General features: G+C 68.6%; 24 protein-coding genes. 12 read left to right on the forward strand and 12 right to left on the reverse strand.

The genetic code is table 11. The annotated features are described in order from the left end of the window. A partial coding sequence (locus DI276_RS52830; RefSeq protein ID WP_232837359.1) for an aminotransferase class V-fold PLP-dependent enzyme occupies positions 1-713 on the reverse strand: 713 nt, incomplete at its 3' end. Between the two features lie 67 nt (positions 714-780). Here DI276_RS52830 and DI276_RS45340 point away from each other — a divergent pair. The 8 genes from DI276_RS45340 to DI276_RS45375 all read left to right on the forward strand — a co-directional run bounded on the left by DI276_RS45340 (position 781) and on the right by DI276_RS45375 (position 7,230). Further along, positions 781-1,281 (forward strand): bacterial proteasome activator family protein, encoded by a 501-nt coding sequence (locus DI276_RS45340; RefSeq protein ID WP_112275867.1) that lies wholly within the window; start codon positions 781-783, stop codon positions 1,279-1,281. Positions 1,282-1,370: 89 nt separating this feature from the next. After that, entirely contained in the window at positions 1,371-2,282 is a 912-nt protein-coding gene (gene wzm, locus DI276_RS45345; RefSeq protein ID WP_112275869.1) for a galactan export ABC transporter permease subunit Wzm/RfbD, read from the forward strand. 20 nt (positions 2,283-2,302) lie between these two features. Beyond that, a complete protein-coding gene (gene wzt, locus DI276_RS45350) occupies positions 2,303-3,103 on the forward strand; it encodes a galactan export ABC transporter ATP-binding subunit Wzt/RfbE (RefSeq protein WP_112275871.1) in 801 nt (266 codons plus the stop codon). A gap of 3 nt (positions 3,104-3,106) precedes the next feature. Continuing rightward, positions 3,107-4,009, forward strand: a complete 903-nt coding sequence (gene glfT1 / locus DI276_RS45355) for a galactofuranosyltransferase GlfT1 (RefSeq protein WP_232837360.1) — start codon at positions 3,107-3,109, stop codon at positions 4,007-4,009. 72 nt (positions 4,010-4,081) lie between these two features. Next, positions 4,082-4,276, forward strand: coding sequence for a hypothetical protein (locus tag DI276_RS45360; RefSeq protein WP_112275875.1), 195 nt, complete (start codon positions 4,082-4,084; stop codon positions 4,274-4,276). Between the two features lie 67 nt (positions 4,277-4,343). Further along, positions 4,344-5,546: an ABC transporter substrate-binding protein gene (locus DI276_RS45365; RefSeq protein ID WP_232837361.1), complete on the forward strand. Its 1,203-nt coding sequence runs from the start codon at positions 4,344-4,346 to the stop codon at positions 5,544-5,546. Beyond that, positions 5,543-6,421, forward strand: a complete 879-nt coding sequence (locus DI276_RS45370; RefSeq protein ID WP_112275879.1) for a carbohydrate ABC transporter permease — start codon at positions 5,543-5,545, stop codon at positions 6,419-6,421. The genes DI276_RS45365 and DI276_RS45370 overlap by 4 nt, the downstream gene beginning before the upstream one ends. Next, on the forward strand, positions 6,418-7,230 hold the full coding sequence (locus tag DI276_RS45375) for a carbohydrate ABC transporter permease (protein ID WP_112275881.1): 813 nt from the start codon (positions 6,418-6,420) through the stop codon (positions 7,228-7,230). The genes DI276_RS45370 and DI276_RS45375 overlap by 4 nt, the downstream gene beginning before the upstream one ends. A gap of 18 nt (positions 7,231-7,248) precedes the next feature. Here DI276_RS45375 and DI276_RS45380 read toward each other — a convergent pair whose 3' ends face one another. The 5 genes from DI276_RS45380 to glf all read right to left on the reverse strand — a co-directional run bounded on the left by DI276_RS45380 (position 7,249) and on the right by glf (position 13,590). Next, positions 7,249-7,644 carry a DUF2304 domain-containing protein gene (locus DI276_RS45380; RefSeq protein WP_112275883.1) on the reverse strand — a complete coding sequence of 132 codons (396 nt, stop codon included), beginning with the start codon at positions 7,642-7,644 and terminating at the stop codon, positions 7,249-7,251. Between the two features lie 10 nt (positions 7,645-7,654). Beyond that, a complete protein-coding gene (locus DI276_RS45385; RefSeq protein ID WP_232837362.1) occupies positions 7,655-8,395 on the reverse strand; it encodes a glycosyltransferase family 2 protein in 741 nt (246 codons plus the stop codon). Between the two features lie 190 nt (positions 8,396-8,585). Continuing rightward, entirely contained in the window at positions 8,586-10,454 is a 1,869-nt protein-coding gene (locus tag DI276_RS45390; RefSeq protein WP_232837363.1) for a glycosyltransferase, read from the reverse strand. A gap of 70 nt (positions 10,455-10,524) precedes the next feature. Continuing rightward, complete coding sequence (locus DI276_RS45395) at positions 10,525-12,396, reverse strand: glycosyltransferase (RefSeq protein ID WP_112275898.1); 1,872 nt, start codon at positions 12,394-12,396, stop codon at positions 10,525-10,527. Positions 12,397-12,402: 6 nt separating this feature from the next. Next, the gene (gene glf, locus DI276_RS45400) at positions 12,403-13,590 is read right to left on the reverse strand and encodes a UDP-galactopyranose mutase (protein WP_112276297.1); all 1,188 of its coding nucleotides are present in this window, start codon (positions 13,588-13,590) and stop codon (positions 12,403-12,405) included. A 207-nt stretch (positions 13,591-13,797) separates the two neighbouring features. Here glf and DI276_RS45405 point away from each other — a divergent pair, with 207 nt between their 5' ends. Beyond that, positions 13,798-15,777, forward strand: coding sequence for a DUF6541 family protein (locus DI276_RS45405; protein ID WP_157985356.1), 1,980 nt, complete (start codon positions 13,798-13,800; stop codon positions 15,775-15,777). 62 nt (positions 15,778-15,839) lie between these two features. Here the strand turns inward: DI276_RS45405 and rfbB are convergent, their stop codons facing one another. From rfbB to DI276_RS45420, 3 genes are all read right to left on the reverse strand, one after another. Then, positions 15,840-16,826: a dTDP-glucose 4,6-dehydratase gene (gene rfbB / locus DI276_RS45410; protein WP_112275902.1), complete on the reverse strand. Its 987-nt coding sequence runs from the start codon at positions 16,824-16,826 to the stop codon at positions 15,840-15,842. A gap of 41 nt (positions 16,827-16,867) precedes the next feature. Beyond that, complete coding sequence (gene rfbA / locus DI276_RS45415; RefSeq protein WP_112275912.1) at positions 16,868-17,752, reverse strand: glucose-1-phosphate thymidylyltransferase RfbA; 885 nt, start codon at positions 17,750-17,752, stop codon at positions 16,868-16,870. Positions 17,753-17,831: 79 nt separating this feature from the next. Next, positions 17,832-18,440: a dTDP-4-dehydrorhamnose 3,5-epimerase family protein gene (locus DI276_RS45420; RefSeq protein WP_112275914.1), complete on the reverse strand. Its 609-nt coding sequence runs from the start codon at positions 18,438-18,440 to the stop codon at positions 17,832-17,834. A 104-nt stretch (positions 18,441-18,544) separates the two neighbouring features. On the opposite strand from DI276_RS45420, the gene DI276_RS45425 reads away from it, so the two are divergent. Next, the gene (locus DI276_RS45425) at positions 18,545-19,459 is read left to right on the forward strand and encodes a glycosyltransferase family 2 protein (protein WP_112275916.1); all 915 of its coding nucleotides are present in this window, start codon (positions 18,545-18,547) and stop codon (positions 19,457-19,459) included. A 7-nt stretch (positions 19,460-19,466) separates the two neighbouring features. On the opposite strand, the gene DI276_RS45430 is transcribed toward DI276_RS45425, so the two are convergent. Next, on the reverse strand, positions 19,467-20,348 hold the full coding sequence (locus DI276_RS45430) for a glycosyltransferase (RefSeq protein WP_112275918.1): 882 nt from the start codon (positions 20,346-20,348) through the stop codon (positions 19,467-19,469). Continuing rightward, positions 20,345-21,694 (reverse strand): lipopolysaccharide biosynthesis protein, encoded by a 1,350-nt coding sequence (locus DI276_RS45435; RefSeq protein ID WP_112275920.1) that lies wholly within the window; start codon positions 21,692-21,694, stop codon positions 20,345-20,347. Before DI276_RS45435 ends, DI276_RS45430 begins: the two co-directional genes overlap by 4 nt. A 171-nt stretch (positions 21,695-21,865) precedes the next feature. Here DI276_RS45435 and DI276_RS45440 point away from each other — a divergent pair, with 171 nt between their 5' ends. Together DI276_RS45440 and DI276_RS45445 are read left to right on the forward strand one after the other, a co-directional pair. Next, entirely contained in the window at positions 21,866-22,777 is a 912-nt protein-coding gene (locus DI276_RS45440; protein ID WP_112275922.1) for a glycosyltransferase, read from the forward strand. Beyond that, positions 22,774-23,655 (forward strand): glycosyltransferase, encoded by an 882-nt coding sequence (locus DI276_RS45445; RefSeq protein WP_157985357.1) that lies wholly within the window; start codon positions 22,774-22,776, stop codon positions 23,653-23,655. Before DI276_RS45440 ends, DI276_RS45445 begins: the two co-directional genes overlap by 4 nt. On the opposite strand, the gene DI276_RS45450 is transcribed toward DI276_RS45445, so the two are convergent. Next, positions 23,656-24,591 (reverse strand): NAD-dependent epimerase/dehydratase family protein, encoded by a 936-nt coding sequence (locus DI276_RS45450; RefSeq protein WP_112275924.1) that lies wholly within the window; start codon positions 24,589-24,591, stop codon positions 23,656-23,658. Positions 24,592-24,599 lie beyond the last annotated feature (8 nt).

Genomic DNA, 24,599 nt, shown 5'->3' on the forward strand with positions numbered 1-24,599 from the left:
CGCTCCAGCACCGACGGGTCGCGGAACACCAGCGCGCCGACCGGCGGCCCGCCCCACTGACCAGCGGAAATGGCCACGACGTCGGCGCCCATGTCGACGATGTCCAACGGCACGAACGGCGCGGCGGAAGACGCGTCCACCACCATCAACGCCCCGTGCGCGCGAGCCACCGCTGAGATCTTGGCCAGGTCAGGACGGGTGCCGACGACACCGGACGCCGCGGTGATCGCGATGAGCTTGGTGCGGTCGGTGACCAGCTCGTCGTACTGCCAGCTCGGCAGCTCGCACGTCTCGATGTCTATCTCTGCCCATTTGACCGCGCTGCCGGTGCGCTGCGTCGCGCGCAGCCACGGCGCGATGTTCGCCGGGTGGTCCAGCCGGGACACGAGCACCTCGTCGCCCATGAACCAGTCGTCCGTCATCGCGTCGGCGAGCCGTTGCAGCAGCACCGCGGACGACGGACCCAGCACGACACCGGCCGGGTCGCCGCCGACGAGGTCCGCCACGGACCTGCGGGCGGCGTCCACGATGCCCTGTGCTCGCTGGGAAGCGGGGAAGATGCCCCCTGGTCCGGAGACCGGGGCGCGCAGCGCGGTGGAGACGGCGGTGGCGACCTGCTCCGGCACCTGCATGCCGGCCGGTGCGTCGAGGTGGACCCAGCCGTCGCCGAGCGCGGGGAAGAGCCCTCGTACCCGAGCGACGTCGAACGCCATGCCACACACCGTACGTATGAAGGCAAACACGGTGTCGGCCAGCCCCCACCCGGATAACCCTCCACAGATGAAAGAGGCCAGGATGGAGACCATGAACCAGGAGCAGCCCGTCGTCATCGTCGGCGGCCAGGACGGCGACATCACCGACATGGTCGAGCAGCCGGCGAAGGTCATGCGGATCGGCACGATGATCAAGCAACTGCTTGAGGAGGTCAGGGCGGCACCTCTGGACGAGGCGAGCCGCATCCGACTCAAGGAGATCCACCGGCGGTCCATCGAGGAGCTCGAGGACGGCCTCGCGCCGGACCTGCGCGAGGAGCTGGAGCGCCTGTCGCTGCCGTTCACCGAGGACGGCACCCCGTCGGACGCCGAGCTGCGGATCGCGCAGGCTCAGCTCGTCGGCTGGCTGGAGGGCCTGTTCCACGGCATCCAGACGGCCTTGTTCGCCCAGCAGATGGCGGCGCGGGCGCAGCTCGAGCAGATGCGCGGACGTGCTCTTCCCGCAGGTGGGAGCGGTGAGGCGACCGACGGCGCCCCCGGCGGCAAGGGCACGGGTCAGTACCTCTAGTACGACGTGATCGAGGTCTGAGCCCGGTAATCGCACCGTGACCGACCGGTGAGCAGGCCTCGGGATGGACGCAGGTACGCTCAGTCCTCGTGCAAGCCACCCGTACGTTCGACCATCCTGAGGCACCGCCAGCCGTCAAGTCGCGCAGCTTCAAGCGCGCGTTCGCCGACGTGCGGGAGGCGTGGGACCACCGCGAACTGTGGGGTCACCTCGGCTGGCAGGACATCAAGCAGCGCTACCGCCGGTCGGTGATCGGGCCGTTGTGGATCACCATCTCGATGGCCACCACCGCGCTCGCGCTCGGTCTGCTGTACTCCGTCCTCTTCAAGGCGAACGTCCCCACGTTCCTGCCCTACGTGACGGTCGGCTTCATCGTCTGGAACTTCATCGTCGGTTGCGTCACCGAAGGCACCGACGTGTTCATCGCGAACGAGGGGCTCATCAAGCACCTCCCCGCGCCGATCTCGGTGCACGTGATGCGCATGGTGTGGCGCCAGGTGCTGTTCCTCGCGCACAACCTCGTGGTCTACCTGGTGGTGCTGGGCATCTTCTTCACGGCGCTCGACCACCCGTACACGATCACCCAGGGCGGGCCGGAACACCCCGGTCTGAGCTGGACCATCGTGTTCGCGATCCCCGGCTTCGTGCTGCTCGCGGTGAACGCGGTGTGGGTCGCGCTGCTGTTCGGCGTCATCAGCACCCGCTTCCGCGACATTCCGCCGGTGGTGCACAGCTTCATCAACCTGGTGTTCTTCATGACGCCGATCGTCTGGGACGCGGGTGTGCTGCAGAGCCTCGCCGGTGGCGACTCGAAGTGGCGCGTGCTCATCGCCGAGCTCAACCCCGTGTTCCACTTCGTGGAGATCGTCCGGGCGCCGCTGCTCGGCCACGCGGTGGACTGGCACCACTGGGCGGTCGTCGGCGGGTTCACCGTCTTCGGCTGGCTGCTCGCGCTGGTGATCCTGCGCAACTACCGCGCCCGCGTTTCCTACTGGGTCTGAGAAGGAGGTCGACGAGAACCATGGTCAGCATCGACGTCTGGAACGCATCGGTCGACTTCCCGATCTTCGACGCGAAGTCGAGGTCGCTGAAGAAGCTCGCGCTCGGCAAGGTCGGCGGCAAGATCGGCTCAGAGGGCCGGGTGCCGATCATCGAGGCGCTGCACGACATCTCGCTCTCGCTCAAGGACGGCGACCGCGTCGGCCTGGTGGGCCACAACGGCGCCGGCAAGTCGACGTTGCTGCGCCTGCTGGCGGGCATCTACGAGCCGACCCGCGGCCACTCGCGCATCGTCGGCAAGGTGGCGCCGGTCTTCGACCTCGGCGTCGGCATGGACCCGGAGATCTCCGGGTACGAGAACATCATGATCCGGGGCCTGTTCCTCGGCATGACCCGCAAGCAGATGGAGTCCCGCGTCGACGACATCGCGGAGTTCACCGAGCTCGGTGACTACCTGCAGATGCCGCTGCGCACGTACTCCACCGGCATGCGCGTCCGGCTCGCGCTGGGCGTCGTCACGTCGATCAACCCCGAGATCCTCCTGCTGGACGAGGGCATCGGCGCGGTCGACGCGGCGTTCATGGCGAAGGCGCGCGACCGGCTCAAGGACCTGGTGGCCCGCTCCGGTCTGCTGGTGTTCGCGAACCACTCCGACGAGTTCCTGGCGGAGTTCTGCGACAGCGCGATCTGGATGGACGAAGGCCACGTCAAGATGCACGGGGACTTGCGCGAGGTGCTCACCGCGTACAAGGGCTACGACCCGTTCGAGCGGATGCACCAGCACGAGGAGACCCCCGTCCTCAGCGGAAATGGTGGCGAGTAAATCGTGAACCTCGAGGCACTGCCCAAGGGCTCGGTGGTCGCGGTGGTGGTCACCCGCCACCGGCGCGAGCTCCTGGCCGAGTCGCTGAAGGCGCTGGCCACCCAGACCCGCGTTCCCGACCACCTGGTCGTCGTCGACAACGGTCCCGACCAGCCGGTCGACGACCTCGTCGAGCAGTGCCCGATCCCCACGACCTACCTGCCCTCGCACCGCAACCTCGGTGGCGCCGGCGGTTTCGCGCTCGGCATCCTGCACGCCCTCTCGCTCGGTGCGGACTGGGTGTGGCTCGCCGACGACGACGGCCGCCCCGCCGACGAGAACGTGCTGGCCGTGCTGCTCGAAGAGGCAGACCGGCGCAACCTCGCGGAGATCTCGCCGGTCGTCACGAACATCGACAGCCCGGACAAGCTCGCGTTCCCGTTGCGCCGCGGCCTCACGTGGAAGCGCTCGGCGGCCGACCTCGGCACGGACTTCCTGCCTGGCATCGCCTCGCTGTTCAACGGCGCGCTGTTCCGCGCGTCCACGCTCGACGTCGTCGGCGTGCCGGACTACCGGCTGTTCTTCCGCGGCGACGAGGTGGAGGTCCACCGCCGGCTCGTGCGCTCCGGCCTGCCGTTCGGCACGTCGCTGCGGGTCGCGTACGTGCACCCGGACGGCTCCGACGAGTTCAAGCCGATGCTGGGCGGCAGGTTCCACGCCCAGGACCCGGAGAACCCGATCAAGCGCTACTACACCTACCGCAACCGCGGCTACCTGCTGTCGCAGCCGGGCATGCGGAAGCTGGGCGCGCTCGAGGTGTTCCGGTTCGGCCTGTACTTCCTCGGCGTGAAGCGCGACCCGAAGGCGTTCGTCGAGTGGCTGAAGCTCGTGCGCCAGGGTCAGCGGGAGCGCTTCTTCCGCAAGTGATCTGCTGAGGGCGGAACCGCTGCCAGCGAAACCCGCCCTCCAGCAGCTCCCACTCGCGGTTTGCTGAACCGCATGAGCAAACTCGTGCTGTTCCTCGCCGCAAACCCCAACCCGATCACCCTCACGGTCACGAACGAGACGCGGGACGACCTCGCGCCGCGGCTGACCCAGATCGTCCGCAACGGCCACACGCAGCCGATCGCGGGCCCGGACGGTCGTGAGTACGTCGTGAACTTCTCCAACGTCGTCGTCGCGCACTTCGAGTAGTCGCTCGCGCACCGGACGTGATCGGAGTAAGACGTGATGAGTGATTTCGCGACGCAGACTTCTCTCATTGGCGGGCGCGTCCGCATTGCTCGCGGCGTGCGGTTCGAACACCGGCAGGGGCGGCAACGGCCAGGGCCTGAAGCAGTGGTACCACGCCTACGGCGAGCCCGGCGTGCAGCAGGCCGTGGAGAGGTATGCCAAGGCGTACCCCAAGATCCCGATCGACGTGCAGTGGAACCCCGGCGACTACGACTCCAAGCTCGCGACGAGCCTGCTGTCCGACGGCGGACCGGACGTCTTCGAGTCCACCCTGCAGATCAGCTCGGTCAGGGCGAATCAGGTCGTGCCGCTCGACGACGTGTTCGGCGACGCGAAGAGCGACTTCGCCGAGTCGATTCTCGCGACGCACACCGTCGACGGGAAGGTCTACGGGGTTCCGCAGGCCGTTGACATGCAGATGTTGTTCTACCGCAAGAGCTTGCTCGCTCAGGCCGGAGTGCAGCCGCCGTCCACAGTGGATGAGCTGATCGACGCGGCGCGGCGACTGACCCGCGACGGGGTCAAGGGGTTGTTCGCCGGCAACGACGGTGGCGGCGGGGTGCTGGGCGGGCCCGCGCTGTGGTCGGCCGGGCTCGACTACGTGCGGGACCACCAGGTCGGGTTCGACGATCCCCTTGCGGCACAGGCGATCAGCAAGCTGCGCGAGTTGTACGGCAGCGGTGGTCTGCTGCTCGGCGCGGTGAAGGACTGGGCGGAGCCGGACGCGTTCACCCAGGGCCTGGTGGCCATGCAGTGGACCGGGTTGTGGGCGGTTCCGGCCGTGCAGAAGGCGTTGGGTGACGACTTCGGAGTGCTGCCGTTCCCGAAGCTCGGCAGTAGTGGCAGTCCGAGTGTGCCGGTCGGCGCGTTCGGGGCGATGGTCAACGCCAAGTCGAAGCGGGTCGACGAGGCGAAGGAGTTCGTGCGCTGGCTGTGGGTCGAGCGGACCGACTACCAGGAGGACTTCAACCTGAGCTACGGCTTCCACATCCCGCCGCGCAAGAGCATCTCCGCGAAGGCGTCGAAGCTGACGACCGGTGCGGCCGCCGACGCCGTGAAGTTCGTGCGGGACAACGCGAAGGCGTCCAACCCACCGGACTGGACGTCGGTGATGCGGACGGCGTTCAACGACGCCGTGTCGCGGGTCGTCCGGGACGGCGCTCCTGCCGACCAGGAGCTGCGCGGCGCCGCCGGGAAGGTGCGGGACGAGCTGAAGCGCCTGTACGGATGAAGCACGGGCGCGCGTTCTGGCTGTTCGTCGGGCCGTTCGCGATCGGGTTGCTCGTGTTCGTCTACGTGCCGATCGGGTGGAGCCTGCTGCTGTCGTTCTTCGAGGCGCGCAACACGGTGACGCCCACCGAGTTCGTGGGACTGCGCAACTACGCGGACATGCTGACGGACCAGCCCTTCCTGTCGAGCCTGGGGACGTTCAGCGTGTTCGCGGCGTTCATCGTGCCGCTGACGTTCGTGCTCGCGCTGGCACTGGCGTTGCTGGTCAACCAGATCAGCTTCCTGCAGGGGTTCTTCCGCTCGGTGTTCTTCCTGCCGACGGCGTGCTCGTACGTCGTGGCGTCACTGGTGTGGAAGCTGTCGATCTTCAACGGCGTGCGGTTCGGGCTTGCCAACACGGTGCTCGGGTGGTTCGGCGCGGAGCCGGTCGCGTGGACGGTCTCGACGTCGCCGCCCTGGTACTGGCTGGTGCTCGTGACGTTGCGGCTGTGGCTGCAGCTCGGGTTCTACCTGATCCTCTTCATCGCCGGGCTGCAGCGGATTCCGCAGCACCTCTACGAAGCCGCGTGGATCGACGGCGCCAAGCCCGGTTGGCAGACGTTGCGGTACATCACGTTGCCACAGCTGCGAACCACGTCGGTGGCTGTCGTGCTGTTGCTGCTCATCGCGGCGTATCAGGCGTTCGACGAGTTCTACAACGTGCTCGGCACCGACCGCGGCTACCCGCCGTTCGCGCGACCGCCGTTGATCTACCTCTACTACACGGCGCTGGGCTCCGGCGGGCAGGACTTCGGGCACGGCAGCGCGGGCGCGGTGATCCTCACGCTGCTCATCGCGGGCGTGACCTTGTTGCAGGGACGGGTGATCACGCGATGAAGGCACTGCGGTACCTGGCGCTGTCGCTGGCGGCGGTGCTGTTCCTGATCCCGTTCTACCTGGTGCTGCGCAACGGTTTGGCGACTGAGCAGGAGATCACCGCGCAGTCGTGGACGTTCTGGCCGAGCGAGATCCACTGGGAGAACTTCGTCGCGTTGTTCAGCAACCCGGCCGTGCCGATGGTGCGCAGCATGGTCAACTCGTTCGTCGTCGCGGTGCTGCAGACGGTTGGCCAGCTGCTGTTGTGCGGGTTGGCGGGATACGGCCTCGCGCGGATTCCCTACCGGTACGCGAATGTCGTGCTGTACCTGGTCATCGCCACGTTGATGATCCCGGCGGCGGTGACGTTCGTGCCGACGTTCGTGGTCGTCTCGACGCTGGGCTGGGTGTCCGACCTGCGCGGGCTGGTGATCCCCGGGCTGTTCAGCGGGTTCACCACGTTCCTGTTCCGGCAGTACTTCCTGAACTTCCCGCGCGAGCTGGAGGAGGCGGCGCGGATCGACGGGCTCGGGCACTGGGGCACGTACTGGCGCGTCGTGGTGCCGAACTCGAAGGGGTTCTTCGCCGCCCTGGGTGTGATCGCGTTCGTGACGTCGTGGAACCAGTTCCTGTGGCCGTTGGTGATCGCACAGGATCAGGACTCGTGGACCGTGCAGGTCGCGCTGTCCACGTTCCTCACGGCTCAGTCGATCGACGTGGTGCAGCTGTTCCTGGCCGCTGCCGTCTCGATCATGCCGCTGGTCGTCGTGTTCGTGGCGCTGCAACGGTTCCTGGTGCGCGGCGTGACGGAGACCGGCATCAAGGACTGAGGAGAAGGACCGACCGAGTCAGGACCGGCCGAGCAGCTGCTCTTCCGCACTGGTGACGCGCTCGTCGAGCCTTGCGCGCATGTCTTCCATCTCGCAGCGCAACAACGCGATTTCCTCCACCGTGGTGCGCACCTCTTCCTCGAGGTGACCCACCTCGCTGGAGAGCTGCAGCACGACGAAGAGCAGCACGAACGCAGCGCTGGCGAGCACGAAGTTCGCGGCGAGCTGGAAGCCGACCAGATCGGAGAGCAACGTCGCCAGGCCGGGGATCACGCCCAGCGCGACCACACCCAGGCTGACGAGCAGCCACATCGCCGCGTACTTCTCACGAAGCTTTCGACGCCGGAGCATTTCGATCACGACGATGAACACGAACGCCGCGATCAGCACCGCGAACAACTGGAACTCGTTCACTGCGAACCCCTCAGGCGGCTTCGATGACGTTGGTCTTGGGCTTGCGCCGCACGATGGCGAGCACCAGTGCCAGCGTGGCCCGCATCAGGTAGACCGCGGACTTCACCGGGGACGTGGAGGGCGTGCCGCCTGCCCGCATCCGCATCGCCACAGGTACCTGCGTGATCTTCAGGTCGGCCCGCACGGCCATGACCAGCGACTCCAGCGTGTCACCGAGGTACTCCGCCGGGTAGTGCTGGGCGAAGAGCCGCACCGCGCGAGGACCCGCTGCCTTGAAGCCGGACGTCACGTCGGTGAGCTTCTGCCCCGACAGTGCCGACAGCACGATGGCGAACACCGTCATCGCCCACTTGCGCGGGCCACGGGCCTTGTAGTCGCCCTTGCCGGCGAAGCGCGCACCGATCACGAGGTCGGCTTCGTCCAGCTTGCGGAGCAGATCCGGCACCTCGGCCGGGTTGTGCTGTCCGTCCGCGTCGACCTGCACGACGACCTCGTAGTCGTTGCGCACCGCGTAGCGGAAGCCCGTGCGCATCGCACCGCCCACACCGAGGTTCACGGCGAGCCGCGCCACCTGGGCGCCGCTCTCCCGCGCGCGCATGGCGGTGCGGTCGGACGAGCCGTCGTCGACGACGAGCACGCCGACGCCGGGCAGGGTTGCCTTCACTTCGGCGATGATCTTTTCGATGTTCTGCTCTTCATTGAGAGCCGGCAGAACGATCAGCACTCGCCGGTAGTCGACCGAGTCAGACACGGGCATCAGCTTAACCAGTCCCGAACGTGCTACTTGAGTCAGCCTGACGAACCGGTCACCAGCGCAGGGAAACGTCCACTGCGGACACGATGACCAGGCCAAACACGCTCCGTGACATGCCGTAACCGGGTACTAGAACGGCACCACGACCGGGGCTGTGCCCGGTCGCGGTGCCGTCGAGAAGCAGGTGTCAGCGCTGGGCTTCGAACACCTTGCGCCACGCCTCGGTCGAGGTCAGCTCCGGCAGCGCGGCCCGGTAGACCCGCTTGAGCTGGTCCCACTCCTGACCGAGCCGGCGGTAGTTGCGAGCCGCACGCTTGGCCAGCGCGCGGAACTCCTTCGGGTCGCGCTTGTAGAACGCCACCGCCGTGCCGTCCGCGGTGGAGACGGTCGCGCTGTCCAGGTTGCCGAGCAGGAACCACCTGGCGCTCAACGCCGGCACGTTCATCTGCGGGCGGCCCGCCGCGTCCGGGGCGGGCTTGCGGGCGTTGTGCAGCAACGACTTGGCCGCACGCTTCGCCGTGGTGATCTTCGACGTCGACGGCTGCAGCATCGCCTCCGCGCGGACCTGGTCGAACGTCGGTGGCGGGAACTCGCGAGCCGACGGCAGGGTCTGCGCGTCGGAGTACTCGGCCCGCAGCCTGCGCACCTCGGGGAGTGCGGTGCGCAGTGAGTCGAAGAGGAGCGACGGTCCGGCGAGGAAGTCCTCGATCGCCTTCTGCTGCAACATGACCGTCGAGTACTCCATCGACAGCAGGTGCCGCAGCGACAGCTTCAGGCCGTGCTTGACGATGTTCTTCTTCACGTCGTACGGGCTGTGCAGCGCGGCGAGGATCAGTCGGTTGCGCGTGTGGAAGTACGCCTGCCAGTCCGTCGAGTCGTTCTTGTCCGTCCACGGCATGTGCCACACCGCGGAGCCCGGCAGCGACACCGTCGGGAAGCCGTGTTCCAGCGCCCGGAGCGAGTACTCGGCGTCGTCCCACTTGATGAAGAGCGGCAACGGGTAACCGCTGCGGCGTACGACCTCACGCGGGAACAGGCACATCCACCAGCCGTTGTAGGTGGCGTTGACCCGCGGGTGCAGTTCCTTCGTCTCCCGCAGCGAGTCGGTCGCGAAGTTGTGGTCGGTCACCGCTCCCGGCGCGGCACGCCAGAAGCACGTGTTGAGGTCGACGATCTCCGCGAAGCTGTGCAGGCGTGCCCGGGAGTGCAGGTTCAGCATGTGGCTGCCGACGATCACCGGTTCGGCCGCGGCGCGCGCGAACGCGTTGGAGCGCAGCACCGCGTCCGGTTCGAGCCGGATGTCGTCGTCCATCAACATGATCTGGTCGACGTCGGTGTGCTCGATCGCCTCGAACAGGCCGCGGGTGAACCCGCCGGAGCCACCGAGGTTCTCCTGCTCGATGACCTCCAGCTTGTCGCCGAGCAGTGCCGCCGCCTCCGCGAAACCCTTGGTGTCGCGGACTTTCACGGCACCCTGGTCGGCGACGAAGACCTTGCCGAGCACGTCGAGCACGGCCTTGTCCTCGCCGAGCGCGCGCAACGCGATCACCGCGTCGACCGGGCGCATGGTCGTCATGCCGATGGCGACCTTCTGCGCGGGCAACGGCTCGCGCACGGTCCACGCCGCCTCGCGGATCTCGAGCGGCGCGTCGTCGGTGAAGACGTCGAACCAGATCCAGCCGCCGTCCTCGAACGGCTTGAGCGACACGGTGAACTCGACCTCGGCCCAGTCGGCCGCGTCGCGGACGTACTGGCCCTCGATGTGGATGATGTCGCCGGACGGGCGCGAGCGGTACACGTCGATGCGGCCGGAGCCGCGCACCGCCATCCGCAGGACGACCTCGGCGACCGTCGTCCAGCGCTTCCAGTAGGAGGCGGGGAAGGCGTTGAAGTAGGTGGCGAAGGAGACCTTCGCGGACGGGGGGACTGTTGTCCTGCGGCGGGAAGCGACGTGGCAGTGCACCGTGTCGGGCTCGTCCAGGTACAACGGCCGGACGTCCAGCGGATCTTCGTCCCTGGGCAGGATCACCCGTTGCAGCACGCAGTTCTGGTCCACAGACCTTCCCCTGTCAAGTGGTGCGGGCGGCCCGGAAGATCCGGACCGCCCGTGCAGCGCGTTGTGTGATTCAGAGGTCGTACAGCCGCGACCAGGTCTCGCGGCTGGTGAGTTGCCCCATCGCGTCCCGGTAGGAGCGCTGGACCTCCGGGGCTCTGCGGTACAGCTCGCGGAAGACCTTCGCGCCCTGCTTGGACAGGCGCACCGCGAGCTCCTTGTCCCGCCTGCGCACCCGCACGCCTTCCTGCGACGCGTCTGTCACGACCGCCGTGTTGAACAGCGAGACGTGCCACCACGCCGAGTCGCCGGCGGGAACAGCACCGGCCTCGTGCGTCGACTTGCCGAGCAGCTGGTCCACCAGGCGCTTGACGAACACCGGCGCCATCTGCTTCGGCGTCGGCGCGGCAGCGATCATCGGCAGGCTGCCAGGCCGGAAACCGGGGATCTCCGACGCCGGGTGCTTCACGGTCTCCGGGTACTCGGCACGCAGCTTGCGGATGTCCGCCGCCGCCTGCACACCGCCGTCAGCCAGGAAGTCCGGGCCCTTGAGGAAGTCCTCGATCGCCTTGAGCTGGGTGGCAGCGAGGCCGTACTGCATGCCCAGGATGTACGTGGCGAACTGCTTGGCCATGCCGCGCACGACCATCTTCGGGTTGAACGCGCCGTGCAGCGCGGAGGTGATCAGGGCGTTGCGCAGGTTGAAGTACCTGTGCCAGTCGTCCCAGTCCTTCCAGTGGAAGTCCGCGTGCCACACACCGGCGCCGGGCAGCGACACGGTGGCGAAGCCGTGCGCACGTGCGCGGTAGCCGTACTCGATGTCGTCCCACTGGAAGAACAGCGGCAGCGGGTAGCCGACCGCCTTCACGATCTCCGACGGGATGAGGCACGACCACCAGCCGTTGTAGCCGGCGTCGACGCGCTTGTCCTGGACGTTGCGCTTGCCCGTCTCCTCGTCGTACCCGGTGAGGTCGGCGTTGAACAGCGCGCCGTCCACGACCTGGCCCGGGTTGAGGGTGTCGAGGTTCGCGTACTCGGCACCGACGTGCAGGAAGTTCGGGTGCAGCAGGTAGAGCATCTGACCACCGACGATCGTCGGATTGGTCGTGCGGTTCGCGAACGCGGTGAGCCTGATGACGATCTCCGGCTCGCACAGCACGTCGTCGTCCATGAACAGGACGTTGGCGTGCTCCGCGTGGTCGACCTCGGTGACCTCGTAGAGGCCGCGCGTGAAGCCGCCGGCACCACCGAGGTTCGGCTGGCGGATGTAGCGCAGCTTGTCCCCGAGCGCGGCCGAGACCTCGGCGAACCGCTCACGCGACTCGACCGCGTCCGTGCCCTGGTCGACGACGTAGATCGTGTCGACGAGTTGCAGCGGCTCCGGGTCGGAGGCGAGGGCGGCCATCGTGTTGAGGCAGTCGTCGACGCGGTTGAACGTGCAGATGACGACGGCGGTCGGCCGCACCGTCTTCGGCGGGGCGACCGTCCAGCGCACCTTCTCCACGGCGAGCGAGTCGTCCGCGGTGGTCACGTCGAACCACAGGCCACCGCCGTCGGTGAACTTGTCGATCTTCGCGGAGAGGCGCACCAGCTGCGCCTTCGCACCGGCGACCTTCTCCGCGGCGACCGTGCGGGTCTCACCCTCGGAGTCCGAGGCGACCAGCGCGATCTGGCCGGAGCCGGTGACCTCGACCTCGAGCTCCACCTCCGGGCTCACACACCACCGCTGCCAGTACGACGCGGGGAAGCGGCCGAAGTACGTGTTCATCGTGACCGTGGCGTTCGGGTGCACCACCATGCGGTGGCGCTCCCGGTCCGCGATACCCCGCTTGACCTCGGCGTACAGGTCTTCCGAGATGATCTGCGACGGTCCCGCGAACAGGCCCCGCTGTGTCAGCAGTTTCTCCGGCGCCTCGTGCTCCACGAGGTTGGACTTGCCCGGCATTGCGATTCAGTCCTCCAGCGACCCGTCCAGCGCCTGACCGGACGCCAGGTGCGGAGCGATCTTGTTGTCGAACACGCTCAGCGCCGAGCCGATCGCCATGTGCATGTCCAGGTACTTGTACGTGCCGAGGCGCCCGCCGAAGATCACGTTGCGCTCCGCGGCCTCCTGCTTGGCCAGCTCGCGGTAACGCTCCAGCTTGGCGCGGTCCTCAGCCGTGTTGATGGGGTAGTACGGCTCGTCGTCCTTCTCCGCCGCGCGGGAGAACTCCCGAACAATAACCGTCTTGTCGCTCGGGTACTCGCGCTCGGGGTGGAAGTGCCGGAACTCGTGGATGCGGGTGTACGGGACGTCCGCGTCGTTGTAGTTCATGACCGAAGTGCCCTGGAAGTCGCCGATCGGCAGGACTTCCCGCTCGAAGTCGAGCGTGCGCCAGCCGAGCCAGCCCTCGGAGTAGTCGAAGTAGCGGTCGACCGGTCCGGTGTAGACGATCGGCGTGCCGGCGGGGATCTCGTCACGCACGTCGAAGAAGTCCGTGGACAGCTTGACGTCGATGTTCGGGTGGTCCGCCATCTTCTCGAGCCACGCGGTGTAGCCGTCGACCGGCAGGCCCTCGTAGGTGTCGTTGAAGTAGCGGTTGTCGAAGTTGTAGCGCACCGGCAGGCGGCTGATGACCGCCGCGGGCAGCTCCTTCGGGTCCGTCTGCCACTGCTTCGCGGTGTAGGCCTTGATGAACGCCTCGTAGAGGGGACGGCCGACCAGCGAGATCGCCTTCTCCTCGAGGTTCTGCGCGTCCTTGGTGTCGATCTCGGACGCCTGCTCGGCGACCCACGCCTTCGCGTCCTCCGGCGACATGTAGCGCCCGACGAACTGCGAGATGAGGCCGAGACCCATCGGGAACTGGTACGCCTGACCGTCGTGCATCGCGAAGACGCGGTGCTGGTAGTTCGTGAAGGAGGTGAACTGGTTCACGTAGTCCCACACGCGCTTGTTGGACGTGTGGAAGAGGTGCGCGCCGTAGCGGTGCACCTCGATGCCTGTCTCGGGCTCAGCCTCCGAGTAGGCGTTGCCTCCGATGTGGTCGCGCCGCTCCAGCACCAGCACCCGCTTGTTCAGCTGGGACGCGGTGCGCTCGGCGACCGTGAGGCCGAAGAACCCGGAACCGACGACAATCAGGTCATAACCTGCGAAGCTCACGCCCACGAGGGTAACGCCGCCGCTTACCTGCGCTGCCAGCCACCCCCGGCCCGCGGGGCCACCTCGGGTGAAACGCAACCCCTCGATCGGCTGACCGTAGACTTCCGTCGGTTTCGCACCTTTGCTCGGGCAACGCGGCCGTACGCGCCTGTTCAGGACCGCCGGGCCCCCTTCACACAGGCGATATCACTGTGAGGTAGCAGGACGATGAGTTGGTTCGAGGCAATACCTGCCGCGCTCGTGGCCGCGGCCTGGTTGATCGGCCCCGGTGTGGCACTGGCGTACGCACTGGGTCTGCGCGGCCTCGGCGCGTGGGGGCTGGGGCCCACGCTGAGCGTTCTGCTGATCTCCTTCTCCGCCGTCCTCGCGCAGAAGGCCGGCGTGAAGTGGGCGGTGCTGCCGGTTCTCGTCATCACCGCGGTCACGTGTCTGCTCGCGGTGGCGCTGTCGTTCCTGTTCCGCCGGATCGCACCGCCGCGCAGCAACGACCCGATCCGCACCCAGTGGGTCGCCGCCGCGGCCGTGGTGCCCGCCGTGCTGATCGGCGCGTACGTGGCGATCCGCGGCATGGGGGCGCCCGACCAGCTCAACCAGACCTTCGACGCGATCTACCACTACAGCGCGGTCAACTACATCCTCGAGTCCGGCTCCGCCTCGTCGCTGACCCTGGCGCCGCTCGGCAACCCGGCCCTCCCCACCGGCTTCTACCCCGGTGCGTGGCACGGCGTGACGTCCCTGGTCGTGCTGAGCACCGGCACGTCCATCGCGGTGGCCGCGAACGTGGTGGCCTGGGCCATCGCCGCGGTGGTCTGGCCGCTGAGCATGCTGCTGCTGGTCCGCCAGCTCGTCGGCAGGAACACGGCGGCCATCGCCATCACGCCGGTGCTGGCCGTCACGTTCACCGCGTTCCCGTGGGCCCTGCTCGGTTTCGGCGTGCTGTGGCCGAACCTGCTCGGACTCGCGCTGGTCCCCGCCGGCCTCGGCGCCGTGCTGGCCGCGACGTCGCTGGCCAAGGAGGACATCCTCGGCCGCCGCAGGTCGCTGACGATGGCGGCGCTCGTGCTCGTCGGCACCGGTTTCGCCCACCCGAACGCGCTGTTCAGCCTCGCGGTGCTGGCGCTCTTCCCGTTCCTGATCGCGCTCTTCCGCTGGGGTCGCAAGCTGCACGGCGACGGCAGGACGTGGCAGGGCGTCGGGCTCGTCGGCGGCACGCTCGCGGTGTTGTTCGGTCTCTGGGTCGTCGTGTCCCGCCTGCCCGCGTTCAAGCCGGTGCGGGAGATGTACTGGCCGCCGTTCGAGACCCCGTCCAGGGCGGTCGGCGAGGCGCTGCTGAACTCCCCGAACGGCAAGCCGGCCCTCTGGGCGTTGTCGATCCTCACCATCGTCGGGCTGGTGCTCGCCTGGCGGCTGAAGGAACACCGCTGGCTGGTCGGGGCGTTCGCCGCCGTGACGTTCCTGTACACGCTCGCCGCGGCGATCAACCGGCCGGACACCAGGAAGTTCACCGGCGTTTGGTACAACGACTCGTTCCGCATCGCGGCCATCGCGCCGATCGTCGCGGTACCGCTCGCGGTCATCGGGGTGCTGTTCATCACGGCGAAGATCGCGGAACGCGCGCCCCTGCTGGCCAAGGCGCCGGCACTGCTCCGCACGCCGACCGCGCTGGCGATCATCGTGCTGGTAGCGCTGCTGCCGCTGAGCCGCGGTTACTACGCGGGCACGAACATCACCACGGTGCGCGGTTCCTACCTCGACACCAACCCGGAGACCGGGGTGCTGGTCGACCAGTCCGAGCTGGCGTTCCTCGGCAAGCTCGACCAGGTGCTGCCCAAGGACGCGGTCGTGGTGAACGACCCGTGGGACGGCTCGGCCGTCATGCTCGCCGACATCCGCCGCAAGGCCGTGTTCCCGCACGCCGACCTCCCGTGGGGCGACGACCAGCGGTACCTCGCGGAGCACCTCGCCGACGCGGCGACGGACCCGAAGGTGTGCGCGGCGGCCGACCGGCTGGGTGCGGACTACATGTTGCTCGCGAACAAGACGTTCTGGCCGTGGGACAACCGCCGCAAGCGGTACCCCGGCATCACGGACCCGACCACGCCCGGTGCGTTCGAGCTGGTCGCGTCCAGCGGCACGATCAAGCTCTACAAGCTCGACAGGTGCGGCTCGGCCTCACCGAGCCGGTAGCGGCTCGCACGACAAAAGCCCGGTCTCGCGAAACGCGGGACCGGGCTTTTTCACGCAGTCGATCAGGCCAGTGCGGCGCGCTCCTTGAGCGGCTCCCACCAGCTGCGGTTGTCGCGGTACCACGCGACGGTGCGGGCCAGGCCCTCCTCGAACGGCACGCGCGGGGCGTAGCCGAGCTCGGTGGAGATCTTGGTGATGTCGACCGAGTAGCGGCGGTCGTGACCCTTGCGGTCGGTGACCTGCTCGACCGAGGACCAGTCGGCGCCCATCGCGGCCAGCAGCTTCTCGGTCAGCTCGCGGTTGGTCAGCTCGGTGCCGCCACCGATGTTGTAGACCTCACCCGCGCGGCCGCCCTCGACGACGAGCTGGATGCCGTGGCAGTGGTCGTCGACGTGCAGCCAGTCGCGCACGTTCAGGCCGTCGCCGTAGAGCGGCACCTTCTTGCCGTCCATCAGGTTCGACACGAACAGCGGGATGACCTTCTCGGGGAACTGGTACTCGCCGTAGTTGTTCGAGCAGCGCGTGATGCACACCGGCATGCCGTACGTGCGGTGGTAGGACCGCGCGATCAGGTCGGAGCTCGCCTTGGCCGACGAGTACGGCGAGTTCGGCTCCAGCGGCTGCTCCTCGGTCCAGGAGCCCGACTCGATCGAGCCGTACACCTCGTCCGTGGAGATGTGGATGAACTTGCCGACCTCGGCCTCCAGCGCGCCCTGCAGCAGCGTCTGGGTGCCGAGCACGTTGGTCACCACGAACTCGGCGGCACCGGAGATGGACCGGTCCACGTGCGACTCGGCGGCGAAGTGCACCACCACGTCGGTGCCGGCCATCAGCTTGCCGACCAGCTCCGCGTCGCAGATGTCGCCGCGGACGAACTGCAGCCGGGGGCTGTCGGCCACCGGTGCGAGGTTGGCCTCGTTGCCCGCGTAGGTCAGCTTGTCCAGCACGACGACCTCGGCGTCGGCGAACGCCGGGTAGGCGCCTCCGACGAGCTGCCGCACGTAGTGGGATCCGATGAACCCCGCGCCACCAGTTACCAGAACCCGCATCGTATTCCTCGTCGCACCTGTCGGTTGAGCAGTCGATTTGTTCACTTGGCGGCGGCGCCCGACGAGCGGGCGACCTCCATCACGTACTGGCCGTAGCCGGACTTGGCCAGCTTCTCGCCGAGGGCGTAGCACGCGTCGGCGTCGATGAAGCCCATCCGCAGCGCGATCTCCTCGAGACAGGCGATCCGGATCCCCTGCCGGTGCTCGAGCACCTGGACGTACTGGCCGGCCTCGAGCATCGAGTCGTGCGTGCCGGTGTCGAGCCAGGCGAACCCGCGCCCGAGGTCGACCAGCTTCGCGTTGCCCTGCTTGAGGTAGACCATGTTGACGTCGGTGATCTCCAGCTCGCCGCGAGCGGACGGCTCGAGTCCGCGGGCGATCTCCACGACCTGGTTGTCGTAGAAGTAGAGACCGGTGATGGCCTTGTTGGACTTCGGCAGCGCGGGCTTCTCCTCGATCGAGATGAGGTTGCCCTGCGCGTCCACCTCGCCCACGCCGTAGCGCTCCGGGTCCTTGACCGGGTAGCCGAACAGCACGCAGCCGTCGATCCCGCTCGCGTGCTGCTGCAGCACCTTGGCGAAGCCCTGGCCGTGGAAGATGTTGTCGCCGAGCACGAGCGCCACGTCCTGGTCGCCGATGAAGTCGGCACCGATGACGAACGCCTCGGCGAGGCCGTTGGGCTGCGGCTGCTCCGCGTACTCCAGCCGGAGGCCGAACTGCGAACCGTCGCCGAACAGGCGCTGGAAGTTCGGCAGGTCGGTCGGCGTCGAGATGATCAAGATTTCCTTGATGCCCGCGAGCATCAACACCGACAGCGGGTAGTAGACCATCGGCTTGTCGTAGACCGGCAGCAGCTGCTTGGACACGGCCTGCGTGATCGGGTGCAGCCGGGTACCGCTGCCGCCGGCGAGAATGATCCCTCTCATCGTCGCGCGTTCTTCCCATCCGGTTGGCAATAGGGGCACTCGTCGAGCGCGTACAAAGAAGCCTTCCGGCGGCGCGTCGTCACACGCTGTTGGCGCGGAGCTTCTCGTAGTAGGCGAGACAGTCCTCGTACCGGGGGAGAATACCGGCCGTCTCGGCCTCGGCGAGGGTCGGGGCGGCGAGGTCCTTCTCGGAAAGCACCTGCTCAAGATCAGTGGGCCAGGGCAGTGCGAGCGCCTCGTCCAGCGGGTTGATGCCGTGTTCCGCGCTCGGGTTGTACGCCTCACCGCACAGGTAGCTCATGACGGTGTCGTCCTCGAGAGCGACGAACGAGTGCCCCAGACCCTCGGACACGAACAGCGCGCGGCACTCCGTCGAGTCCAGCCGGACCGCGTCCCACTGGCCGAAGGTCGGTGAGCCCACCCGGATGTCGACCACGACGTCCAGCAGCGAGCCGCGCGGGCAGTAGATGTACTTCGCCTGGCTCGGCGGCACGTCGGCGAAGTGCACGCCGCGGATGGTGCCCTTGCTGGAGATGGAGTGGTTGGTCTGGGCAACCCGCATCGAGCGGCCAGTCGCCTCGATCAGCGCCTGCTCCTGGTAGGGGCTGGCGAACATGCCGCGGTTGTCGCCGAAGGTCCGCGGCACGAACTCGTACGCGCCGGCGATGGTCAGCTCACGAATTTGCACGATCGCAGAGGATAGCGGCGTGAGCTGGGCCCCATCCTCACGGACTCGGCCGGGGCGAGGTAAGGCATCATGGCCGCGTACCCGATGAGGAGATCGCCAGCACCATGACGATGATCGACATCATGTTGCCGTACTACGGCGACGTCGCGCTCATGCAGGCCGCCGTGCAGAGCGTGCGGTCGCAGACGGACGCGGGCTGGCGACTGACGGTGGTCGACGACACGGCGCATCCCGAGGTGCCCGGCTGGTTCGAGTCGCTGGGCGACGACCGGATCCGCTACTTCCGCAACGAGCGCAACCTCGGTGTCACGGGGAACTTCAACCGGTGCCTCGACCTCGCCGAGCACGAGCTGATCACGATGCTCGGCGCGGACGACCTGCTGCTGCCCAACTACGTCGGCACCGTGCTGGCCGCCTACCGGGCGCACCCCGGCGTCGGCATGATCCAACCCGGTGTGACGGTGATCGACGAGCACGGCCGGCCGCTGAGAACCCTCACCGACGAGGTCAAGAAGAGACTGTATGCGCCGAAGGTGAGCGGTCGGCTGTTGATGAGCGGTGAAGAGCTGGCGGTGAGCCTGCTGCGCGGCATCTGGCTGTACTTCCCGTCGATCGCCTGGCGGACCGACGCGATCAAGGCGGTCGGCTTCCGCGCCGACCTGCGCACCACTCAGGACGTCGCGCTGGAGCTGGAGCTCGTCGAGCGCGGCGAGCAGATGCTCGTGGACAGCACCGTCTGCTTCCAGTACCGGCGGCACCGCGAGAGCGTCTCGTCGAAGATGGCGCTGGACGGCGACCGCTTCACCGAGGAACGCGCGGTGTTCCTCGCGGCGGCCGGCCGGATGAAGGCCAGGGGCTGGCTGCGCGCCGAGCGGGCCGCACGCCACCACTGCTCGTCCCGGCTGCACGCGTTGAGCCTGCTGCCGACGGCGGTGCTGGGTGGTCAGCGCGAGGTCGCCCAGGCACTGACCAAGCACGCCTTCGGCACCCAGCGGGAAAAGACCCAGCGGCAAGGGTGAGGCTCGCTCAGGACCCCGCGAGCGCGCTGCCGGCGGGCAGGTAGTCCGCGCTGGTCCTGCCCCTCAAGCCGTCCCGCAGGCCGTGCCACATCGCGCGCAGCCGGGCGCCGCGCGGCTTCTCGTACAGAGCCGTCAGCAGCACCCAGCGCGCCATGATGAGCACGGACGCCAGGCACCACACCGGTGACTGACGCAGGTTCTCCTTCACCAGCAGCACGCCGTTGCGGATCACCCAGTACAGCCGCCACCTCGGGTGGTGGGAGACCCGGACGTGCCCGATCAGGAACCGGTGCTCGCGGACGTCGCCGAGCGAGTGCGGCAGCTTGATCCGCTTGTCCTGCACGATCCGCATCCCGGTGCGCCGCAGCTTCAGGCAGAAGTCCTGGTCGACGCAGTCCACGAAGAAGTCCTCGCGGAACCCGCCCACCTGGTCGAGCAGCGAGCGCCGCACCACCATGCCGGAGGTGATGACGGCGTCCCGGTCGGCGACCTCGGACCGCAGCACCGTGCGCGGGTCGATGTAGGACTGGCGCACGGCGTCCCAGGGAGCCGGAGCCGCGGCACCGATGGTCGGGTCGGCCAGGTACGCGGCCAGCTGGCCGACCATTTCCCCGGACAGCACCGAGTCCTGGTCGAGCAGCAGCACCGCGTCGGATCCGGGGGCCATCTCGCGCATGCCCAGGTTGAGCGCGCCCGCGAGACCGAGGTTGCCCTCCGGGCGGAGCACCCGGACCCCTTCCGGCAGCTCGCCGCTGAGCAGTTCCGCACCGCCAGGGGTGTTGTCCACCACCAGCACCTCGACGCAGGACGCCCGTGCGGCCTCGACGACGGCCAGCAGCCGCTCGTCCGGGTGGTAGGCCGTCGCGATCGCCGTGATCTTGTCGGTCATCGGGTGGTTCGCTCCCTGGGTTCGGCGAGCGCCGGCGCCGACGCGTCGTCCGGGGGTGGCTGGTTGTGGCCCGTCGCCCGCAGCAGGACGACGGCCATGACGATCATGAGGGTCGCCGGGCCCACCGACGTGGCGAGCACCGCGGCGAGGATCGGGTCGACCGGCAGCACGAACGTCACCGTCATGGCCGCCGCGCCCGTCAGGAACGCGACCAGCACCATCCGGTGCTTGCCGAGGGCGATCAGCGCGGGCTGCGTGACGTTCGCCGCCATGAGGAAGACGGTGCCGATGCCGAGCGCGGCCAAGGTCGCGTTGGACAGGCTCGCGGTCTCGGGGGCGACGAGGGCGAGCATCCACGGCCCCGCGGTGGCCAGCAGCACGATGCCGAGCAGGCCCAGCACCACGCACAGCACGACGGTGCGAACGGTCTGCGCACGCACCCCCCTCCGGTCACCACGGGCCGCGGTCGCGGTCAGTCGCGGCAGGAGCGTGGTCTGGAGCGGGACGAACGCGAGCATCGGCAACCGGGTCACGGTGAGGGCCCCGGCGATCGCCGTCGCGAGCGCGGCCTCCACCTTGGCGCCGACCACCACCGCAGGCAGGTTGACCACCGCCTGGTAGGTGAGACTGGCGACGACCAGCAGGAACAAGCCGCTGGAGAGGCCGAGCCACGTCCGGCCCGTGCCTTCGGTCGCTGGCGCGGTCGGCGGCACCCGGCGCACGGCGGCAGCGGCGGCGCCGGTCCGCCACAGCACTCCGACGCCGAGCAGCGCGGCGAAGGCCTGGCCGAGGACGAAGGCCAGCCCGAACAGCCACGGGGAGTCGGCCCCGAGCAGCCACAGCGCGACCAACGGCACCACCCGCGCCAAGCCCTCGACGGCGAGCGTCGCCGCGTACAGGCCGAATCGCTCACTGCCGGCGAGAGCGCCGCGGACCGCAGAGGCACAGCACGTGGCGAGCACGCCCACGACCAGCAGGGCGAGCAGCTCCCAGTGCCCGCGCAGCGCTTCACCGACCAGCACCGGGGACAGCACGACGATCAGAGCGGAGATCAGCCCGAAGAGCACCAGGGCCTGCCGGGCCACCAGGCGGGCGGCCTGCCAGGCAGGACGGCCGAGCGCGCGTTCGCTGCTCACCGTGCGGGACATCTCCTGCTCGACGCCGGAGAACGCGCCGAGCGCGATGGTGTTGACCAAGAAGTAGAGGCTTGCCAGCGCGGCGGCGCCGGAGTCGTCCACGCCAGAGCGCGTGATCAGGGGGATGAACGCGAAACCCGAGAGAACGACCATCCCTAGTCCGAGGCCCATCAACGCCATCGGACTGCGCAGGAAACGCAGGAGGTTCATGCACCAAGGCCTATCGATCTTCGGGTGGTGGCCGACTGGCCGATTCGAGCCTAACGGACGCCGTCAGTGGCTCCTGCTCGCCTCTGTAGACTCGGCCACTCACGTGCGACGACCGTCTCTCGCGCCACCTCGTTCGCACCGTGTCGTCGATTTCGAGGAGCCTCAATACCGATGACCGAACCAGTCATCACGGCTGTCGTCACCGCGTACCACCCGGACGACCGGCTCTCGGCGGTGATCGACGCAGCACTTGTGACCTGCGCAGACGTCATCGTGGTCGACAACACGCCGATCGCGGAGACGTCGTCGGCCGAGAAGCTGGCCGACGACCGGGTCCGCGTGCTCCGGTCGGGCCGCAACGGCGGTCTCGCGGGGGCCCTCAACGACGCGGTCCGCGCGCTGCTGCCGGAGACCGAGGCGGTCCTCGTGCTCGACCAGGACTCCGTGCTCCCGGACGGGCTGGTGGCCGCGCTCGCGGCGCACCTCGCCGACCCCACCATCGGCGTCATCGCCCCGACCCCGGTCGACGCGGCGGACGGCACCACGTACGAGCGCTTCTCCCCCACCGGCACCGGGCTGGTGGACCAGGACACCGTCATCACGTCCGGCATGATCGTCCGGCGCGCGGTCCTGGACGCGGCTGGCCCGTTCCGCGACGAGTTCTTCGTCGACTGGGTCGACAACGACTTCTGCCTCAGGCTGCGCAGGGCCGGCGTGCGGATCGTGCAGGACATGGCGACCCGGCTGCCGCACTCGATCGGCGACCGGCGTGAGCACCGGGTCCTCGGTCGCACGATCAAGGTGCTGCGCTACTCGCCGTGGCGGCATTACTGGATCACCCGCAACGGGCTCGTCATGATCCGCGAGCACCTCACCCGCAACCCGCGCTGGTCGCTGATGGCCTTCCTCTACATCGGACGGCAGGCGCTGACCACCGCCGTGTTCGAGCCGGCACGGGCCAAGAACGTCAAGGCGATCCTCTGCGGCGTCCGCGACGCCGCGCTGAACCGCGTGACGCACACCTATCTGCCCGCGGGCGCGGACTACCGGTCCGGTGTGGACCGCTCGGAGGTCGGGCTGTGAAGTTCACCGCTCTCGTCACGGCGTACCACCCGGACGACCGGCTCGCGGCCGTGGTCGAGTCCGCACTGCGGACCTGCTCCGGGGTGATCGTCTCGGACAACACCCCGGCGACGGCGACGTCGTCCGCCGAGAAGCTCGACGACCCGAGGGTCACCGTGCTGCGCAACGGCAGCAACCTCGGCCTGGCCGCGGCGCTGAACTCGGCGGTCGACGAGCTGCCTGCCGACACGGACGTCGTGCTGTTCCTGGACCAGGACTCGGTGCTGCCCCCCGACCTCGTGCCGGCGCTCGCCGCCCACTTCGCCGACGCGTCGGTGGGCGTGGTCGGGCCGACGCCGTGGGACGCCACCCACGGCGAGGCCTACGAGAAGGCCGCGCAGGCGGGCCAGGGGCTCATCGACCGGCACGGCGTGATGACCTCGGGGATGCTGGTCCGGCGCGACGTCCTGACCGCGGTGGGCCGGTTCCGCGAGGACTTCTTCGTCGACTGGGTCGACTTCGACTTCTGCCTGCGGGCGCGCGACCACGGCTTCCGCGTCGTGCAGGACACCGCGGTCCTGTTGCCGCACTCGCTGGGCGACCGGCGCGAGCACAAGATCGGTCCACTGCGGACGCACGTGCTGCACTACCCGGCCTGGCGGCTCTACTGGGTCGCGCGCAACAGCACGATCCTGGCCCGCGAGCGCCGCACCAAGGACCGGAACTGGGCGCTGGGCGCCGTCCTCTACCTGGCGCGCTGGACGTTCAACACCGTGGTGTTCGAGGAGAAGCGCAAGACCCACGTGCCTGCGCTGCTCGCGGGGTTCCGCGACGGGCTGTCCGGGCGCGCCCGGCAGAAGTACGTGCCGGACGGCGCCCAGTACTCGGCCGCGCGCTGATCAGGCGGTGCGGAAGTACTCCACCGTCCGCGCCGCACCGATCTTGATGTCGACCTCCGGCACCCAGCCGAGCTCGCGCCGCGCCTTGGCCGAGTCCAGCGCGGAGGCCCGCAGGTCACCGAGCCGCGCCGGCGCGTACTCGGGCTCGTCGGGAGCCCCTGCCGCCAGCGCGACGAGGCTGTGCAGCTCCTTGTCCGAGGTCTGCCGGCCGGTGCCGATGTTGAAGCGCTGGCCGCCGCCGTTCTCGCCGGACGCCGCCACGAACGCGGCCACCACGTCCTCGACGTAGACGTAGTCGCGGGTGTTGCCGCCGTCGCCGAACAGCTTCGTCGGCTTCCCGGTCAGCAGGGCCTTGGCGAAGACCGCCACAACGCCCGCCTCGCCGTGCGGGTCCTGCCGCGGGCCGTAGACGTTCGCGAGCGCGAGGTGCGTGCACTCCAGGCCGTACAGCTGGCGGTAGGTGTTCAGGTAGATCTCGCCGGAGATCTTGCTCGCCGCGTGCGGCGACTTCGGGTTGAACGGCACGGTCTCGGAGACCGGCAGCACGTCCGGCGTGCCGTAGATCGAACCGCCCGACGACGCGAAGCAGATCTTGCGGGTGCCGGCCCTGCGCGCGGCCTCCGCGACGTTGATGGTGCCGAGGACGTTCTGCCGTGCGTCGAAGATCGGGTCGGCGACGCTCATCCGCAGGTCGATCTGCGCGGCGAGGTGGAAGATCACCTCGGGCCCGAAGTCGCTCACGACGTCGGTGAGCTCGGGGCTCGTGACGTCCAGCTGCGTGAACGAGTACCGGTCGGCGTGCGCGGAATCGGCCGGCGTGGTGCGGGCGCCGCGGCGCAGGTCGTCGACCACGCGGACCTCGTGACCCTCGCGCAACAGGCGATCGACCAGGGTGGAGCCGATGAAACCGGCGCCGCCGGTCACGAGTGCACGCATAGCCGCAC

The organism is Lentzea terrae, from assembly GCF_003265345.1.
In the GTDB taxonomy this organism is placed as follows: domain Bacteria; phylum Actinomycetota; class Actinomycetes; order Mycobacteriales; family Pseudonocardiaceae; genus Lentzea; species Lentzea terrae.